The organism is Coprococcus sp. AM100_B19A, assembly GCF_027662015.1.
GTDB lineage: Bacteria > Bacillota > Clostridia > Lachnospirales > Lachnospiraceae > Allocoprococcus > Allocoprococcus comes.
In genome coordinates this window covers 22683-40538 of the sequence record NZ_JAQDKN010000005.1, presented here as the reverse complement: position 1 = coordinate 40538, position 17856 = coordinate 22683, and the positions used below count along the sequence as shown (strand labels likewise).

The 17856-nt window shown below is 43.0% G+C and carries 15 protein-coding genes; 3 read left to right on the top strand and 12 right to left on the bottom strand.

The features are described 5' to 3' along the window. Positions 1–32: 32 nt before the first annotated feature. Positions 33–968: a D-2-hydroxyacid dehydrogenase gene (locus PGQ33_RS06335; protein WP_118198516.1), complete on the bottom strand. Its 936-nt coding sequence runs from the start codon at positions 966–968 to the stop codon at positions 33–35. 242 nt (positions 969–1210) lie between these two features. Here PGQ33_RS06335 and PGQ33_RS06330 point away from each other — a divergent pair, with 242 nt between their 5' ends. Continuing rightward, on the top strand, positions 1211–2074 hold the full coding sequence (locus PGQ33_RS06330; RefSeq protein WP_117824170.1) for a YitT family protein: 864 nt from the start codon (positions 1211–1213) through the stop codon (positions 2072–2074). A 206-nt stretch (positions 2075–2280) separates the two neighbouring features. On the opposite strand, the gene PGQ33_RS06325 is transcribed toward PGQ33_RS06330, so the two are convergent. Continuing rightward, positions 2281–3831: an L-glutamate gamma-semialdehyde dehydrogenase gene (locus tag PGQ33_RS06325; RefSeq protein ID WP_117835485.1), complete on the bottom strand. Its 1551-nt coding sequence runs from the start codon at positions 3829–3831 to the stop codon at positions 2281–2283. Positions 3832–4116: 285 nt separating this feature from the next. On the opposite strand from PGQ33_RS06325, the gene PGQ33_RS06320 reads away from it, so the two are divergent. Together PGQ33_RS06320 and PGQ33_RS06315 are read left to right on the top strand one after the other, a co-directional pair. After that, complete coding sequence (locus PGQ33_RS06320; RefSeq protein WP_270205478.1) at positions 4117–4560, top strand: MarR family winged helix-turn-helix transcriptional regulator; 444 nt, start codon at positions 4117–4119, stop codon at positions 4558–4560. A gap of 2 nt (positions 4561–4562) precedes the next feature. After that, a complete protein-coding gene (locus PGQ33_RS06315; RefSeq protein WP_022220860.1) occupies positions 4563–5927 on the top strand; it encodes an MATE family efflux transporter in 1365 nt (454 codons plus the stop codon). A gap of 267 nt (positions 5928–6194) precedes the next feature. Here PGQ33_RS06315 and PGQ33_RS06310 read toward each other — a convergent pair whose 3' ends face one another. The 10 genes from PGQ33_RS06310 to PGQ33_RS06265 form a co-directional block, all read right to left on the bottom strand. Further along, a complete protein-coding gene (locus PGQ33_RS06310; protein WP_270205477.1) occupies positions 6195–6686 on the bottom strand; it encodes a DUF2798 domain-containing protein in 492 nt (163 codons plus the stop codon). A gap of 203 nt (positions 6687–6889) precedes the next feature. Then, complete coding sequence (locus tag PGQ33_RS06305) at positions 6890–7357, bottom strand: signal peptidase II (protein ID WP_270205476.1); 468 nt, start codon at positions 7355–7357, stop codon at positions 6890–6892. 2 nt (positions 7358–7359) lie between these two features. Further along, positions 7360–7647: a hypothetical protein gene (locus PGQ33_RS06300; RefSeq protein WP_270205475.1), complete on the bottom strand. Its 288-nt coding sequence runs from the start codon at positions 7645–7647 to the stop codon at positions 7360–7362. A 32-nt stretch (positions 7648–7679) separates the two neighbouring features. After that, the gene (locus PGQ33_RS06295; RefSeq protein ID WP_270205474.1) at positions 7680–9368 is read right to left on the bottom strand and encodes a S8 family peptidase; all 1689 of its coding nucleotides are present in this window, start codon (positions 9366–9368) and stop codon (positions 7680–7682) included. Positions 9369–9470: 102 nt separating this feature from the next. Further along, positions 9471–10727: a cation:proton antiporter gene (locus PGQ33_RS06290; RefSeq protein ID WP_117824175.1), complete on the bottom strand. Its 1257-nt coding sequence runs from the start codon at positions 10725–10727 to the stop codon at positions 9471–9473. 251 nt (positions 10728–10978) lie between these two features. Next, positions 10979–12412: an ATP-dependent Clp protease ATP-binding subunit ClpX gene (gene clpX, locus PGQ33_RS06285; protein WP_055158510.1), complete on the bottom strand. Its 1434-nt coding sequence runs from the start codon at positions 12410–12412 to the stop codon at positions 10979–10981. A gap of 50 nt (positions 12413–12462) precedes the next feature. Continuing rightward, positions 12463–14424: an NAD-dependent DNA ligase LigA gene (ligA, locus tag PGQ33_RS06280; RefSeq protein ID WP_270205473.1), complete on the bottom strand. Its 1962-nt coding sequence runs from the start codon at positions 14422–14424 to the stop codon at positions 12463–12465. Between the two features lie 16 nt (positions 14425–14440). Further along, entirely contained in the window at positions 14441–15217 is a 777-nt protein-coding gene (locus PGQ33_RS06275; RefSeq protein WP_117835494.1) for a pseudouridine synthase, read from the bottom strand. Between the two features lie 12 nt (positions 15218–15229). Continuing rightward, positions 15230–16297, bottom strand: coding sequence for a DHHW family protein (locus PGQ33_RS06270; protein WP_055249146.1), 1068 nt, complete (start codon positions 16295–16297; stop codon positions 15230–15232). A gap of 141 nt (positions 16298–16438) precedes the next feature. After that, on the bottom strand, positions 16439–17836 hold the full coding sequence (locus tag PGQ33_RS06265) for an MBOAT family O-acyltransferase (RefSeq protein ID WP_270205472.1): 1398 nt from the start codon (positions 17834–17836) through the stop codon (positions 16439–16441). Positions 17837–17856 lie beyond the last annotated feature (20 nt).

The window sequence follows — 17856 nt, the reverse complement described above, 5'->3', positions numbered from 1 at the left end:
ATCACTAAAATCCATGCGCCAACTCCGGTTTCTTAAATTTGAAAATATTCTTTTACCTGTCCCAGTATTATCCCCATCAGCTTTGTCCTTGCTTCTACACTCGCCCATGCTACATGTGGTGTAATCAGCAGTTTTTTGCTATCTTTTATTTTTCGCAGCGGATTCGTCTCACTCATCGGCTCCTGGCAAAGTACGTCAAGTCCGGCTGCAGCTATCTCGTCATTTTCAAGTGCCTCATACAGATCCTGCTCGACTACGATCGGACCACGTCCGAGATTCAGGAAAATACAGGTTTTTTTCATTTTTGCAAATGCTGCTTTATCCATTAAGCCCTCTGTATGTTCATTTAACGGTGCATGAACGGATATAATGTCAGATTTTGCAAGCAATGTATCCAGATCTACCTGTTCGTAACCTTCCTGCGCCGGACGCCCTGATGCCGAGTAATAAATAATCTGTGCTCCAAATGCTTTTGCGATATCCGCAACTCTCCGGCCAATTGTTCCCAGGCCTATGATCCCCCAGGTTTTGCCACTGATCTCCGTAAAATGCTCTGCAAAATGCGTAAATATTGTATCATTGATGTAACGCTCTTCTTTTACATAATCATCGTAATAACGTATCTTTTCCAGCAGATAGAGAAGCATTGCAAAAGTGTGCTGTGCCACCGTTTCTGTCGAATAGCCAGCTACATTTCTCCATGCAACTCCTCTTTTTTCCAGATATTCTTTATCCAGATTGTTGGTCCCCGTTGCCGTCACGCATACCAGCTTTAACTTCTCTGCTTTTCCAATCGTCTGCTCATTGACCTGTACTTTATTTAAAATAATCACATCTGCATCCTGAACTCTTTCCGTTACTTCTTCTGATGTAGAAAAATCGTATTTTACGACTTCACCAAGCCTGTCAAATCCAGAAAGATCAATATCTTCTCCAATTGTTTTTACATCTAAAAAAACTATTTTCATAATCTGTCCCTCACTTTATCACTGTAATTTGCAACTTTTCCTGTTCATTATCATAACAAATTTATTTTACGGATACAACCCAAACAACCGTTGACATTCTTATCCTATGGCGCGTATACTAAAGAAATGAAGAGCATTTGCGATTATATCCTGATATAATTAGCAGATGTTTTTTTTGGTCTTTCTGGCAAGCCTTCGCTTTTTATAAATCACATTCCATCAACATCAAGGAGGATACTATCATGAATCAGAACAAAGCTTTGGAACTTACAAAAGATATCGCAACTGATATTATCGGAGGAATCCTGATCGCTGTCGGTGTCTATAATTTTGCTGCCGCCGCAAAGTTTCCGATGGTAGGGGTAAACGGAATCGCCCTGATCTTTTACCAGTTGTTTGGACTGCCGATCGGTACTGTTGCCCTGATCCTTAACATCCCGATCGCCATCTGTTGTTTTCGGCTTCTGGGCCGCAGATTTTTCCTGAATTCAGTCCGGACGATCATCATTACTTCCATAATCATGGACGCGATCGCACCGCTGTTCCCGGTTTATCAGGGTGACAGACTTCTTTCTGCCATCTGCTGCGGTGTCCTTTCCGGACTTGGTTATGCAATGATCTATATGCGGGATTCTTCAACCGGAGGCTCTGACTTTATCATGATGTCGATCAAAGCACTGAATCCTCACCTTTCCCTTGGAAATATTGCATTTGCACTGGATGCAGTAATTGTGATCCTCGGAACCGTAATTGTATCCCGTGACGTGGACAGTCTGATCTACGGTCTGATCGTCAGCTATCTGCTCTCTCTTGTTATGGATAAAGTTATGTACGGAATTGATGAAGGAAAGCTTGCCCTGATCGTAACCGATCCCGAGCACAGTACTGAAATCTGCTTCAAAATCGATGAAGTTCTCGGACGCGGCTCTACAATTTTAAATGGTATGGGAAGTTATTCCAAAGATGATAAGCACATCATAATGTGCGCCTGCAACAATAAGCAAATGTACGGAATCCGCAAGCTGATCAAAACGATTGATCCAAAATCCTTCCTTGTAATCATGGAATCGAATGATGTAGTGGGTGAAGGATTTAAAGATGAGTAAATTGCGGTCAGCTTTTTCAGACAGCTAAGCAAATCATCCGTATCACTTGTTGGACACTTTGCATCAAAAATAGAATTCCTGATAATAAAAACCGGAGGCTCATGTGTCTTTTTACACAAGCCTCCTGTTTTTCTATAATCTGCCAAGCCAATACTTCGCTTTTATACACACTCTGATTCCCTGTCCTTTTTTAAGTCCGGCTCTTCCTATGAATTCAGATCTTCTGTGATTGATTTAAGATTCATGAAGTTTGTCAGATAATCTGCTGTACCAGTCTTCGCATCTGTTCCGGACATGTTAAATCCACCAAATGGATGCTGAAGTACAACTGCTGCTGTAGATTTTCTATTAAAGTATAAGTTACCTACCTGGAATTCTACTTTTGCTCTCTGGATATTTTCACGTGTCTCACTGTATACAGATCCTGTCAGACCATATTCTGTCTGGTTTGCTACATCAAGTGCTTCATCAAAAGAATCTACTTTGATAACAGCAAGGACTGGTCCAAAGATTTCTTCATTGGCAATTCTTGCATCTCTCTTGATATCGCGGATTACAGTAGGATCAATATAATATCCTTCTGCGTCACTGTATGTACCACCGAATACAACATTTCCTTCTTTACGTCCGATCTCGATGTAATTTGTAATGCTGTTATAAGCGCCCTGGTTGATAACCGGTCCCATCGTTGCATTGCTTTCGCCTGATCCCTGGTTTGCCTTCAGTTCTGCTGCGCATTTTACAACTTCATCTACAAACTCATCATATACATCTGCCAGAACAATTGCTCTTGAGCATGCAGAGCATTTCTGTCCCTGGAATGTAAATGCAGAGCTTGCAACTCCATTTGCTGCTTTCTTGATATCTGCTGTTGAATCTACGATAATTGCATTCTTTCCACCCATCTCAGCCACAACACGTTTAATCCATCTCTGTCCGTCAGCGATCTTGGCTGCATGTTCATTGATTCTGCATCCAACTGCTTTTGATCCTGTGAAGTTTACAAATCTTGTAAGCGGATGTTCTACGATGAAGTCACCAATCTCAGATCCTGATCCTGGAATGTAACTTACTACGTCAGCCGGAATACCAGCTTTCTGGCAGAGTTCTACGAATTTGTATGCAACGATCGGAGCGTCTGAAGACGGTTTACAGCAGATCGTGTTACCGGTAACAACTGCCGATACGATCATTCCACCAAACAGTGAGAGTGGGAAGTTCCATGGAGAAACAGCCACACCTACACCGATCGGGATGTAAACGCATTTTGTAAGTTCATCTGTAGGAACCAGCTCTTTTCCTTTTTCCAGATTCTGGATATGCATCACATAAGAATTGATAAAGTCAAGCTGTTCGCAAAGTTCTCCGTCAGCTTCTCCCCAGTTCTTTCCACTTTCAAGGACGTTCCATGCATCCATGATGAAACGGTTCTCGATCAGAAGTGCTGCAAGTCTTCTTAATACACGTACTCTTTCTTCTACAGATGTCAGGCTCCATTTTTTGAATGCTTCGTAAGATGCCTTAATTGCCTCATCAGCCTGTTCTTTACTGCATGAGCATGCATATCCGAGTACTTCCTTTGTAGCCGGTGATACAGAAGCGATCTTCTTTTCTGTCTCAACTTTTTTTCCACCGATGATCAGCGGGTAAACAGCACCTGCTTCTGCATGAGCCTGTTTGAATGCTTCTTCTATTTTCTTTTTATTTTCTTCCAATGTGAAATCAACTTCTACTGCGTTTTTAAATCCTGTAAGCATGTACTTATGTCCTCCTTGAACTATGGTCTATAAATTGTTTATTATTGTAACAGCAAATTTTCTCCACGTCAATATGTTAAAGTAAAAAAATGTATTTTCGTATACAATTATACCGTTTATATTTTAACAAATAACTTGCATATTTTCGTTCTATTGACATTTTATCTCAATTGATATAAGATATTATTTAAATTGTTCTTTTTAGAACCATTTTTTAAGTGACTGCGCTCGGCGCGAGAATGTGTCAAGGCACATTCTTTTTTATTAAAAAACGGAGGTGTATGGATGAACATTACAAATCTGCTTGTATTAATGCAGCGAATTGGTAAAATGCATGAACAGAAGTTGAAAGAATTATGCCGCCAGTATGATCTCTCGCTGATCGAGGCTAAGATCATTGCTTTCTTACATAATAACCCCACAAAAGATACCGCAGGTGATATCGTCGAGCTACGGATGCTCTCAAAAGGGAATGTATCCCAGGCAGTTGATCTTTTATGTCAGAAGGGGCTTCTTTCAAAAACAGCAGACCAGACGGATCGCAGGAAAACGCATCTTTCCCTGCTGCCATCATGCGAAAATGTTACCGGAGCAATCGACACGTTTCAGTCTGCTTTTTACCACAATCTGTTTGACGGATTTTCATTAGAAGAATTCCAGATGTTCGCCTCGCTGAATGAACGTCTGGCATCAAACGTAGCAACTATTTATCACAAAGGAGATTATTAGACATGAACAAAGACAAAGATTTTCTGGGTACTGAACCCGTCGGAAAGCTGATGTTCCGGCTGGCGCTTCCGACGATCACCGCACAGCTCATCAATATGCTGTACAACATTATTGACCGTATTTACATCGGACACATTCCTGGTAATGGGGCACTTGCCCTTACCGGAGTCGGTGTATGTATGCCACTGATTATGATCATTTCCGCTTTTGCCGCACTGGTTGGAGGCGGTGGTGCACCGCATGCTTCGATTGCAATGGGAAAAAATGATCTTAATACTGCAGAACATATTCTGGGTAACTGCTTTTTCCTGCAGATTCTGATTTCTATAATCCTGACAGTCATCCTGCTGTTTGGTAACCGTACTTTTCTTCTTGCCTTCGGTGCCAGTGAAAATACAATTGAATACGCTGTAAATTATATGAACATTTACGCTGTCGGCACTATTTTCGTCCAGCTTACCCTTGGCATGAATATGTTTATCACCACACAGGGCTTTGCCAAAACAGGTATGCTCTCTGTTCTGATCGGAGCAGTGATGAACATTGTTCTGGATCCGCTGTTTATCTTTGCATTCCATCTGGGTGTCAGAGGTGCTGCGCTTGCCACAATTCTGTCACAGGCAGTCTCCTGCATCTGGGTTCTTTCTTTCCTTTGCGGAAAAAAGACGATCCTGCACATCCGGAAAAAGAATCTCATCCTGAAACCGGAGATTATTCTTCCTTGTGTCGCTCTCGGGCTTGCCACATTTATCATGCAGGCTAGTGAGAGTATCATCTCTGTATGTTTCAACTCTTCTCTGCTGAAATACGGAGGAGATATCGCAGTTGGTGCCATGACGATCCTTACCAGTGTCATGCAGTTCGCAATGCTGCCACTGCAGGGTCTTGGACAGGGTGCACAACCAGTCCTGAGCTATAATTACGGTGCAAAAAACAGAGATCGTGTAAAAAAAGCTTTCAGGCTTCTTTTAACAGCAAGCCTCTGTTATTCCACAATTCTGTGGGCATTTATTATGCTCTTCCCTCAGGTGTTTGCAGAAATGTTTACTTCCGATTCTGCACTGCTTGGTTTTACTAAATCAGCACTCCGGATTTACTGTGCCTGCCTGCTGCTTTTCGGAATCCAGATCGCATGCCAGATGGCATTTACATCATTCGGAAAAGCAAAGGCTTCGATTGCTGTCGCTGTTACACGTAAATTTATCCTGTTGCTGCCACTGATCTATCTGCTGCCGCATATTCTGACCGGGAACAAGACCAATGCAGTGTATATGGCTGAACCGATTGCAGACTTCCTGGCTGTATCCTTCACGACAGTTTTGTTTACGTTTCAGTTTAGGAAAGTGTTGAAAGAACTTGAGGGGTAGTTGCAAGAGGGCATAAAAAATAATCCCTGGTAGCTGCTAAGTTGCACGAACCATTCCAACGAGCCTTTCAAAGCATCAATTGTGTCAGCAATGGCTTCCACAATTGATTAAGTCTCGTTTCCATCGTGCAAAGACGCATCTACCAGGGATTATTTTTTATTTACGTTGTTGACTGAGTTTTACTTCTTTGACCGGGTGTTGAACTGGAGCCATAAACAATGGGATATATATTCAAATAGATTTACTCTTTACACTAATTTAATAGGCTTAGGCCTCCTGACCGTCAGCGAGCCTGGTTTCTTTTTCTGGGAATAATAATGCGAAAATCTTTCTTACCAGTGGACCGGCGAAGCAGAGCTGCCAGAAGAATGCCATCGGGAAGTTGATTACTGTGGTCTGGAACCAGACGGATATGAACTGAGTTCCCGCATTCTTGAAGAGCAGGGTTGCTGCAAGGCTCATAAGTGGACACATTCCGATGATGGATACTACGGAAATGGCGATCACCAGGTGAAAGTTATTATCTCTTTCCAGATTAACAATGGAAAATGCTTTTTTCTTTGCAAATGGTCCGATCAGGAAAAAATCAAGGATGAATGCAATTGGCCCCATAATGACCAGCTCGTGGAATGCATTTAAAAATACCTGGTTGTTCATTCCTCCTACGTTGAGAGCAATGTTGTAACAGATCATGGTATAAACCATCACGAACACCATGATAATTGTGAAAATAACGTCTTGAAATTTGTTTTTTGGCATAAAAATATCCTCCTTCATAATAAGCGTAACAGAAAATGTGTTGTTCGTTCATCATTCCGGAGGAATGTATCGTTTCCAATATAACCGAGATTCTATTCTTTTTTCTATATGGCATATGCCAGACAACGCCATATCAGCAAGGTTTATAATACCTCAACTCTTTAAAAACAGTCAAGTATTTTTTCAGATACATTGAATCATTTTTATCTCTTTTTTCCAAATAAAGAACTCCATACCGTCAGGATCGCTCCTGCAAAAAGAGCCAGATCCGAGAGATTAAAAGTGATATCCGAGAGTTTCCTGTTCTTTGTTTTCAGAGACAGATAATCGACCACATAACCTCTTTTGAAACGGTCATAAGTATTACCAACTGCTCCGCCCAGCATCAGCGATGTTCCAAGCTTTGCCAGTTTGCGTCCCGGTTCTTTCCAAAGAAGGTGCTCCCAGAAAAACAGGATTCCAAGTGCTGCCGCCGACATGCCTTTTACCAGCTTTGGTCTGCAATCCAAATGATTCATCATCAGACCTTTGTTGTGGACTTTGCGGTAGATTCCTTTTCCCTTCCAAATCCGGCGTTCTTCCCCGTCTCTTACATTTTCTTCAGTATATTTTTTAATTCCAAGATCGACCCCGGCAACAAAAGCTCCGGTTAAAATGCTCAGGATTTCCATAATTATTCTCCTTTGATTCGCGCGATTTCCTGCTTGCATACCTCTGTCTGTTCTCCACGCTTTTCGATTGCTTCGCAGAGTGCGATAAAATCGGTATCTACCACTTCCCCCTGTTTGAAACGCTCATATACCAATCGTCCGATCTCTGTCATATCCCGCTCGCTATCTCGCTTCAGACCATAGATCTCATTTTTCTTTTTCTGAATATCGATCGTATCTCCTGCCTTCTTTCCAAGATCATCCACGGTATCTGAAATCCGCTTTCCTATTGTATCAAAAAAATCACTCATTTACTTTTTCCCCTTTCGCATCTGCGTATTTTTCAGAACCGCCTGATCTGCTCAAAAGTACGGTAAAGGTTCAATGCTCCATATCCCCATTCCTGGTTCGGATAATTCATGTCTGTCTTCCGTGAAGCTCCCAATATCAGCAGATTCTTCATCTGTGATGCATCCAGATTCACTCCATGCCTATCCAGCCACTCCATAAAAAGTGCCAGTGCTCCGGAAGTGATTCCAACTGCTATACTGGAACCAGATCTTGCAACAAACTGCCCCTTTAAATTGATCCCTGTCACATTGATCCCCGGCGCAGCAAAATCCGGTTTGATTCTGTTATCTCTAGTATAACCTCTTCCCGAACTGACTGCAATGCTATTTTCCTTTCCATTATAGTACGCTGCACAGACCACCGCCCCGGTATCCCCTGGTTCCATCACCGTATATTCCGGATTTGCACGGATAAAATAGACATTTCCCGTCAGAAACTCTTCCATTGGAAGCCAGATATGAAAGATTCCATTCCCCAGCTCCAGTGTTTCCGGTATAATCTTCCAGATTCCGCTTCCCGGTCTGTCAAACTGAAAAAATGCCAGCTGCGCCCCGGTCGTCTCTACCAGAACCCGGTAATTAAATATTACCCTGGTCTGCTCGAATACAAACACATATTCTCCTATTCCCCGTCTGAGCGAGACCGGTCCTATTGTCTGTCCTGTTGGAGATTCGATAGAAAGTGCCAGAAGATTCGGAAGTTCTGTCCATAGTTCCATCACAAAGCCTCTGGTATTATTCCCTACATTGATCTCCACCGGCTGATTATTTTCCTGTTCCAGAATTCCCAGATAATGATGCCTTTTATCTGCCTCGTTGCCACTTCCGGTCACAATCCCGATTCCTTCGCTCGCCGCCACATTTTGCAGATACTCTGACAGGATTGAATATCCTCCATGTCCTCCAAAGCTTGTTCCAACTGCCAGACAGATCACCAATGGTCTTTTCAGCTCTTCTTGTACCTTCTGCAGATAAAAAACCGCCGCTATCAGATCATTTTCCTGATAGCATCTGGCATCACAGTCTACAAAATAGTACTCCCGTAAATATTCTTTTGCCTCCTTCAGCTTCACGATCACCATCTCTGCCTCCGGCGCTGCCCCAATAAACAGATTCTCCGGATTTGCCCCTCCGCATGCCACACTTGCAACAAAAGTGCCATGTCCGTCCGTATCAAATGACGGAACGGTTTCCTTTGGATTCTCGCTCTGGATCGCCAGATTGATTTGTTCCCTCGTATATTCACTTCCATATCCGATTTCCCGGGGCGCTGTTCCACTTTGTTCTTCCTGATCCCAGATTCGCCGGATCCTGGTCGAACCATCCAGATTCCGGAAAATGGGATCCAGATAGTTGATCCCAGTATCAATGATCCCAACTAGAACTCCTTCACCGCTTAATTCCAGACCAGTCAGATTCTGAACCGCAGCAATTCCCGCCTGTTGGATCGCTGCCATATCCAGTGTTGTATAGCACTTCGGAACCATTGTATACGGATAATCGCCAAGTGGCTTTTTTCTGTCTTCACTCTGGTCAATATAAAGAAGCTCAAAACCGTATTTTAACGGTATCCGGCATCCGTTTTCCAAAGGAAAATTTTCCCCGAGAGCACCGGTATCCCTCATCATAAAATCCCTGTATTCTTCCGACAGAATCTTTTCTTTACATTCTTCCTGTGGCATAACAATCCCTCATATATTTTCTTTTGGAAAATATATGAGGGATTGTTCTTTCTTATACTATGATACTGGACGGTTACGCATTTTGCACTCCATATCCATTCTTTATTCGGTACGTTTCTTTTCAATATCCTCGTAGAAGGAAGTCACTTCTTTTCCTTTTTCCAGGGTACTTACATTCGGACCGCTCTTGAATACGATCTTCAGCAGAATTGGTGTGATGATCGTCGTGATCACTACCACAATGATAACCGGTCCGAGGAAATTGCCGCCCATCATACCGAGTGCTTCTCCCTTGCTGGCAACGATCAGCGCAACCTCACCACGGGAGATCATTCCGACACCGATTCGTGCACACTGATAATTCTTATATCCACACATCTTCGCACCAAGGGCGCAGCCAACGATCTTTGTCAGGATTGCAACAATGGTAAGAACCACTGCAAAGCCTACAATTGCAGTACTCATCTTCGGAAGTTCTACCTTCAGTCCGATACTTGCGAAAAATACCGGTGAAAGCAGCATATAAGACATGGTATCAAATTTCTTCAGCACGAAATCAGATTTACTTGTATTGGAAATGATCAGCCCTGCGATAAATGCACCGGTGATATCTGCAACACCGAAGAATTTCTCTGCCACATAAGCCATCAGCAGACAGAATACAAATGCCATGATCGCATGACGTCTGAGTCCCTTTTCCGCCTGATCTGTCCACTTTTTAAATACCTTGTAAAAGATAAATCCAATCACACCTGCAAATGCGAAGAATGCAACGATCTTCAGTAATACAACTGAAATCTTTACCGATTCATCTGCCATACTTGTTACCAGTGTCAGTGCAACGATACCAAGCACGTCATCAATGATCGCAGCTCCAAGAATCGCATTTCCGGATTTGGTTTTTAATTTACCAAGTTCTTTTAATGTCTCTACCGTAATACTTACGGAAGTTGCTGTCAGGATAACACCGATAAAGATATTCTGCAGAAATACGCTGCAGGATGCATCGGATGTGATCACACCTGGACGGTTAAAGAACATTGCAGTCGCATAACCGCCGATCAGTGGAACGATAACACCTATCAGTGCAATAACGAAGGATGCTTTTCCACTTGCCTTCAATTCCTGTATATCAGTTTCCAGACCTGCACAAAACATCAGCACGATAACACCGATCTCTGCAACGTTATGTATAAAACTTGTCTCTGTCAAGATCCCAAGCATCGCCGGTCCAAGAAGAACTCCTGCAAGAAGTGCCCCTACAACCTGCGGCATCTGTACCTTTCTGGTCGCAAGACCAAGTGCTTTAGTACAAAGTAAAATAATTGCAAGATCCAGTAAATACTTATAAGTCTCCATTCTCTCTCTCTCCTATTTATATCTTGTTTTTTTAGACACATTGTCTAATGTACACCTTTTAATACAATTTTTCAACAAAAAAATACCCGTAAATCTTAAATTTACGGATATTTCCCATTCTATTTTTGTATGATCGCCATGTTTTTTTGATATATGAAGGTTATGATGTTGGGGCAAAAGGTATTTTGACCCCTTTGATACCAGATTGCTACGTGCTTTGCACCCTCGCAATCCTCAGGTTATTGTTATACTTAATGATGCTCAAGCCTTGGTACAGACTGGCTTCTCAGCTCGATCAGCGGTCCTCCGGTTCCTTCGATATATGCCTCCGTGATCGTCACTTCCCCGATGCTGTCATCCTTCGGAATCTCATACATAATATCCAGCATGAATTCTTCAATGATCGCACGCAGTGCACGGGCTCCGGTATCCTTCTTCATTGCCTTTCTTGCGATCGCATGAAGTGCACCATCATCGAATTTCAGATTGACCTCATCCAGTGCCAGAAGCTTCTGATACTGCTTGAGGATCGCATTTTTCGGCTCTTTTAATATCTGAACCATCATCTCTTCATCCAGTCCCTGAAGCGTAAATACGATCGGGAGACGTCCCAGAAATTCCGGAATCATTCCGAAGTTACGCAGATCTTCTGTCGTCACCTTCTCCAGTATTTTCTTATCATGATCATATTTGTCTTTCAGATCCGCTCCAAACCCGATAGAAGAATTCTTCATCAGTCTTTCCTTGATGATCTGCTCAAGATCCGGGAACGCACCGCCACAGATAAAAAGGATATTCTTTGTATTGACTGTAGTGAGCGGAACCATCGCATTCTTACTGTTGGCTCCTACCGGCACTTCCACTTCGCTGCCTTCTAACAGCTTTAACATTCCCTGCTGTACGGATTCTCCGCTGACATCTCTCTGGCTGGTATTCTTTTTCTTCGCAATCTTGTCGATCTCATCGATAAAGATAATTCCCTGTTCCGCCTTATCTACGTCGTTGTCCGCAGCTGCAAGGAGCTTTGATACTACACTTTCAATATCATCCCCTATGTAGCCGGCCTCGGTAAGAGAGGTCGCATCTGTAATTGCAAGCGGCACATCCAAAAGTTTTGCCAGTGTCTTTACCAGATACGTCTTTCCAGAGCCGGTAGGTCCGATCATCAGCATATTGGATTTCTCGATTTCAATCTCATCCATTGTATCCGTTGCCACTCTTTTATAATGATTGTATACAGCAACCGACATTACCTTCTTGGCGTATTCCTGTCCTACTACATATTCATCCAGTTTCGCTTTGATCTTATGCGGAGCAGGAATATCCTTGATATTCAGGATCGGTTCTTTTTCTTCTTCCGGCTTTTTCTTTTTCACACGCTGGCTCTTCGGGATCTGTGCATCCATGTCTCCAAATCCCATCATCGGTCCCATGTTCATAAACTGGCTGTAATCCATCCCGCCAAAATTCATATTGTTCATTGCATCAAAGCTTTTTTGCATACAGTCCGGACACACGCAGATATTGTTCGGAAGATCGATCATCTTTCCGGTCACACTCTCCGGTCTGTGACAGATGAAGCAGACCTTTTCATAGCGGTCTTCATTATTTTCTTTTTTGTCTGTATTTTCTACCTCACCGGTTACTTTCTCAACTGTCTTGTCCTTCTGGTCATTTTCTGCCATTGGCTGGTCCTCCTTTTCTCGGTCGTATTCAGACGATTCCTCTGTCCTTCTTATTCGATTTCCACCCCTGCAAGTTCTATAAACTCTTCCTCTGAAATGATCGGCACTCCAAGTTCTTTCGCCTTTCTGTTCTTGGAAGAAGCAGACTCTACATCATTGTTGATCAGATAATTTGTCTTCTTCGTTACAGATCCGGTCACTTTTCCACCCATCTTCTCAACCAGTTCTTTTACCTCATTCCGGTTTGCAAAATGATTCACGCTGCCAGTGACAACGAAACTCATACCTGCAAATTTCTGTTCTTCTGCCATCTCTTCCGGCTGGATCTCCAGTTCTCCAAGAAGGAGCTTAAATTCCTTTTTTCTTTCCTCTGATACAAAATATTTTACAAATGCCGCTGCAAGCACCGGACCTACACCCTGGATATCACTCAGTTCTTCTTCAGATGCTCCTGTCATTTTTTCCACATCATTTTTAAAATGGCGACAGATCAGTTTTGCATTTGCGAGACCGATTCCTGCAATCCCAAGTCCATATACCACTTTAGCAAGTGTTGTGCTTCTCGCCTTATCCACGCTTGCGATCAGGTTCGCATAGGATTTTTCTCCAAAGCCTTCCATCGTCTGAATTTCTTCCTGATAGGAATCCAGATGGAAGATATCTCTGTATTTGTGAATGAATCCTCTCGCAATAAATTTCTCCAGTGTCGCCTCAGAAAGCCCGTCAATATTGAGTGCATCCCTGCTGACAAACAATGCAAAGGATTTGATTCTTTTTGCCTGACACATCGGATTTGTGCAATACAACGACTTTGCATCATTCATCTGACGGATCTCCGTAGCTCCACCACAAACCGGACAGACTTTCGGGATCTCAATATTGTCACTGCCGGTCAGATTCTTCGCGATCTGCGGAATGATCATATTCGCCTTATAGACTTCGATCGTATCCCCGATTCCCAGATGCAGCTCCTCCATAATACTTAAATTGTGTACACTTGCACGGCTTACCGTTGTTCCTTCCAGCTCTACCGGTTCAAAGATCGCTACCGGGTTAATAAGCCCTGTCCTTGACGGACTCCATTCAATCTCCAGAAGGTGCGTCTCTCGGATCTCATCTGCCCATTTGAAAGCAAAAGAATCACGTGGGAATTTTGCCGTTCTCCCAAGCGACTGCCCATACGCAATGTCATCATATACAAGGACCAGACCATCTGACGGAAAATCATTTTCTACGATCTTTTCTGCAAAAAATGCAACCTTCTCATCCAGTTCTTCTCTTGTCACCAGATAATGCTCCACCACATCAAATCCCTGCTGTTCCAGCCAGTCAAGCTGTTCTTTTCTGGAATTGTGGAAATCCACATTTTCTGCACGTACCAGGGTAAATGCATAGAATTTTACATTTCTCTGTGCCGTGATCTTGTTGTTCAGCTGGCGGACAGAACCACTGCACAGATTCCGTGGGTTTTTATATTTTGCATCCACGTCATCAATTTCTTCATTGATCCGCTCAAAATCTTTGTAACCGATCACCGCTTCCCCTCGCAGGATCAGTTCCCCTTTATACGGAATATGAAGCGGCACATTTTTAAATACTTTCGCATTGTTGGTAATGACCTCACCGACTTCTCCATTTCCTCTTGTAACTGCCTTAAAAAGCTCGCCGTCACGATAGGTCAGAACAATCGTCAGACCATCCATCTTCCATGAGATCACAGCCGTCTGGTCTCCAACAAATTCCTTCAGCCTTGTCACTTCTTTTGTCTTGTCAAGAGAAAGCATCGGTGACTCATGACGTTCTTTCGGAAGCTCACTTAATACTTCATATCCTACATTCACAGTCGGACTGGAAGCCATAACGGTTCCCAACTCTTCTTCCAGACCTTTCAGTTCATCATACAGCGCATCATACTCATAATTGCTCATAATTTCCTGCGCATCCTGATAATAAGCTTTTCCGGCTTTATTCAGAAGCTCTACCAGCTCCTGCATCCTTTTCATCTTATCCATATCCAAATCCACACTTTTAATTATTGTTCCACGGTGTCGGCTCTGACTTTGAATCCCTGATCAGCTCATAGAGTTCATTCAGTTCCTGATCCGTAACCTTCCGGTATTCTCCCGGCTTTAAATTACCAAGTTCGATATTCATGATCCGCACTCTCCGAAGCTCCTTTACCTCGTAGCCAAGTACCTCACACATCCGGCGGATCTGCCGGTTGAGTCCCTGTGTCAGAATGATCTTAAATTTATATTTTCCAAGCTTTTCCACCTGGCATGGTCTTGTGACAGTATCCAGGATTGGGACACCACCCGCCATCTCCTTGAGAAATTCATCTGTTACCGGCTTATCAACTGTAACTTTATATTCTTTTTCATGTTTATTTGCCGCACGCATCATCCGGTTGATAATGTCACCGTTGTTCGTCATCAGAAGCAGTCCTTCCGAATCCTTATCCAGACGTCCTACATAAGTAATCCGTACCGGATAGTTAAGAAATCGTACAATACTGTCTCTCTCCCGTCTTTCCTCAGTACAGACAATTCCACGTGGCTTATTGACCGCAAGCACGATCATCTCTTCCTGTCTGGATACCTGCTTTTTCCCAATCCGGACAACCTGCCACGGCTCTACCTTCATTCCGGTCTCTGCACGCACACCGTCAACCGTCACCTGTCCGGCTGCTATCAGTTTGTCCGCTTCCCTTCTGGAACATACACCAGCTTCACTTAAATATTTGTTCAGCCGGACCGGTCCTTTATTTTCCGTGTCCAGAAACTGCTTTTCTATTTTATTTGCCATGTTTTTCTCCTGTTAATTCTCATCCAGTACCCCCGCCAGCATCCGGTCTTCAAAGAATGTATTGGCATTATACAGGAACAGCACATCATCAAACTGTTTATCTGACATCACAGAACTTAATTTACCGGTATAATAACGAGGGTCGATCACAACGATTTCCCGGTAATACGGAGCCAGAAGCGGAAGAAAACAGTTTGCATATGAATCTTTGAACACCAGAAGTCTGCGTTTTTCTGTCTGTGTTGACTGGATATCGATCATTGCATGATTTCCACCGAAGAATACGGAATATTGATCTCTCTCATCCAGTTTGGATGAATCATACATAGAAGCACTCTTTTTCTGTTCTTCCACATAATTGACTGCAACCTGTGGTGCATCCGCACTCTTTGGCAGATAAATATAGATTGGTTCCTTATAATCTGTCTCATATCCACTCTTTGCGGATAACGTTCCGTTAAAAGAATCCGATACCGCATAGGCTTTCATCTTAATTTCTTCACTCTTATCCAGTCCAAGCTGCGTCTTTGCTCCCTGGAATGCATACCATGCACCAAGAGAAGTCCAGTGATGATCCGTGTGATAATAAATTGCTTCATCCTTGTGAGCATCCAATACTTTTTCTGCATCGATCCAGTCATAAGAATCTCCAAGTTCTGCCTTTACACGGCTGATCTGTCTGCTCTGACTGGCAGTCACCGCAAATGCCGGAAGCTTGTCCTCCATAACATTTGCCGCATTCGGGACCAGCATCATATGCATCTGGATATCCGGATAACGCTCTTTAAAATTCTTCATTGCATCCAGATTCTCTTTCAGATCACTTTCATCTGCCACAGCAACATCTTCCATCAGATAATGATCCTTTCCTTTGAAAACACCACCTTCTTCTGTCCTCCCCGCCACACTGTCCGCGAATGTCTTAATTCTTACCCAGGTATCTCTTCCTGCAAACTGATCCGATACATACTCCTCGTACTGCTCCATAAACCTTCCGGAAGCAATTCCGGAAAGAGAAATTTCCGGTTTCTGCGCCAGCATACGCATTTCTTTTTCTGACATCTGCCTGTCTTTATGCATAAGGTTTACTCCGCAGCTGAGAATAAGGACTCCCAAAAATAAAAACGCACATACTGCCTGGATCTGTTTTTTCCCTCCTGGCAGAAAATACTTTGTTCTGTTTTTTTGTTTATTATTCTTTCTTTCTACCATTGTCTTTCCTTAAAATCTAAAATATAAAAATGGATTGTAACTTTCTGTCACCAGATATGCCACACACAGTACAAACAGTCCTGTCATCAGGCAGCCTGCCAGAACCGTATGCGGTCTTTCTTCATTAAATACCAGCCGCTTTCCGAGCAGATGCATAAACGGTGTACTTCCTATGATCCCTGCCACCCAGAAGAGCCAGTTTCGCATGATCAGATACAATGCCTGGCTATCCATAAATCCGGTTGCACCCTGTCCGAACATATTGCCGATCCAGGTAAGTGCGCTTCCGAGTGTCGGGCTGAAGAACAGTACCCAGCCGAGCATGACCAGAATCATTGTGTAAAGTGTCTGGACTGCCCCCGACAGCTTTGCAAGTATTTTTCCTGTAAAATATTTTTCAGTAATGAGGATCACTCCGTAGAAGAGCCCCCATACTACAAAGTTCCAGCTTGCCCCGTGCCAGAGACCGGTCAGGAACCATACAATCAGAAGATTCAGTAAATGCCGCGGAACCGTTACCCTGTTTCCTCCAAGCGGAATATACACATACTCGCGGAACCATGATCCCAGCGAAATATGCCATCTTCTCCAGAACTCGGTAACACTTTTGGAAATATACGGATAATTGAAGTTCTGCATAAACTCAAATCCGAACATCTTTCCAAGTCCGACTGCCATGTCCGAATAACCGCTGAAATCGAAATAAATCTGGAAAGTGTAGGCAAGACATCCAAGCCACGCAGTCACTACTGACATTCCATCCATCGCCGCGATATTTTCATAAATCGAACCAATCGTATTCGCCAAAAGCACCTTCTTTGCCAGTCCCATCACAAAGAACCAGGCACCGTATCCAAACTTCGTCAGTGATTCCTTTCTTTCACGCAGTTGTCTCTCCACATCTGCATACTGTACGATCGGACCTGCGATCAGCTGTGGGAACATTGTAACATAGGTTCCGAAATCAATCAGATTTACCTGTACGTCTACATTTCCCCTATATACATCAATGATGTAAGACAATGTCTGGAAAGTATAGAAAGAAATTCCGATTGGGAGTTCCAGTTTTCTATATGGAATATAGAACGGAAGGATCGCATTTAAATTTGTTACGATAAATCCGTAATATTTGAAAAATCCAAGAATAAACAGGTTTACAACGATCGTAAAGATCAGACTGCGCACCTGCGATTTTCTTCCTGCTTTTAATGCAATGTCCATTCCGCAAAAATAATTGAACAGAATGGAAATCAGCATCAGGAAGATATAGACCGGCTCTCCCCACGCATAAAATATGAGGGAAGCGATCAAAAGTACCACATTTTTTACCTTACGCGACACCAAATAATATACCAACAGTGTAATTGGCAAAAATGTAAACAAAAATACCAGACTACTAAATAACATAACTTTTTCGTTTCCTTTTA

Bases quoted from the DNA above. Each gene is read 5' to 3' on its own strand.
- clpX (WP_055158510.1), bottom strand. From the start codon at position 12,412: ATGGCAGAAAATGACCAGAAGGACAAGACAGTTGAGAAAGTAACCGGT.
- PGQ33_RS06290 (WP_117824175.1), bottom strand. From the start codon at position 10,727: ATGGAGACTTATAAGTATTTACTGGATCTTGCAATTATTTTACTTTGT.
- PGQ33_RS06265 (WP_270205472.1), bottom strand. From the start codon at position 17,836: ATGTTATTTAGTAGTCTGGTATTTTTGTTTACATTTTTGCCAATTACA.
- PGQ33_RS06320 (WP_270205478.1), top strand. From the start codon at position 4,117: ATGAACATTACAAATCTGCTTGTATTAATGCAGCGAATTGGTAAAATG.
- PGQ33_RS06305 (WP_270205476.1), bottom strand. From the start codon at position 7,357: ATGGAAATCCTGAGCATTTTAACCGGAGCTTTTGTTGCCGGGGTCGAT.
- PGQ33_RS06325 (WP_117835485.1), bottom strand. From the start codon at position 3,831: ATGCTTACAGGATTTAAAAACGCAGTAGAAGTTGATTTCACATTGGAA.
- PGQ33_RS06275 (WP_117835494.1), bottom strand. From the start codon at position 15,217: ATGGCAAATAAAATAGAAAAGCAGTTTCTGGACACGGAAAATAAAGGA.
- PGQ33_RS06300 (WP_270205475.1), bottom strand. From the start codon at position 7,647: ATGAGTGATTTTTTTGATACAATAGGAAAGCGGATTTCAGATACCGTG.
- PGQ33_RS06295 (WP_270205474.1), bottom strand. From the start codon at position 9,368: ATGCCACAGGAAGAATGTAAAGAAAAGATTCTGTCGGAAGAATACAGG.
- PGQ33_RS06335 (WP_118198516.1), bottom strand. From the start codon at position 968: ATGAAAATAGTTTTTTTAGATGTAAAAACAATTGGAGAAGATATTGAT.
- PGQ33_RS06315 (WP_022220860.1), top strand. From the start codon at position 4,563: ATGAACAAAGACAAAGATTTTCTGGGTACTGAACCCGTCGGAAAGCTG.
- PGQ33_RS06270 (WP_055249146.1), bottom strand. From the start codon at position 16,297: ATGCATAAAGACAGGCAGATGTCAGAAAAAGAAATGCGTATGCTGGCG.
- ligA (WP_270205473.1), bottom strand. From the start codon at position 14,424: ATGGATAAGATGAAAAGGATGCAGGAGCTGGTAGAGCTTCTGAATAAA.
- PGQ33_RS06310 (WP_270205477.1), bottom strand. From the start codon at position 6,686: ATGCCAAAAAACAAATTTCAAGACGTTATTTTCACAATTATCATGGTG.
- PGQ33_RS06330 (WP_117824170.1), top strand. From the start codon at position 1,211: ATGAATCAGAACAAAGCTTTGGAACTTACAAAAGATATCGCAACTGAT.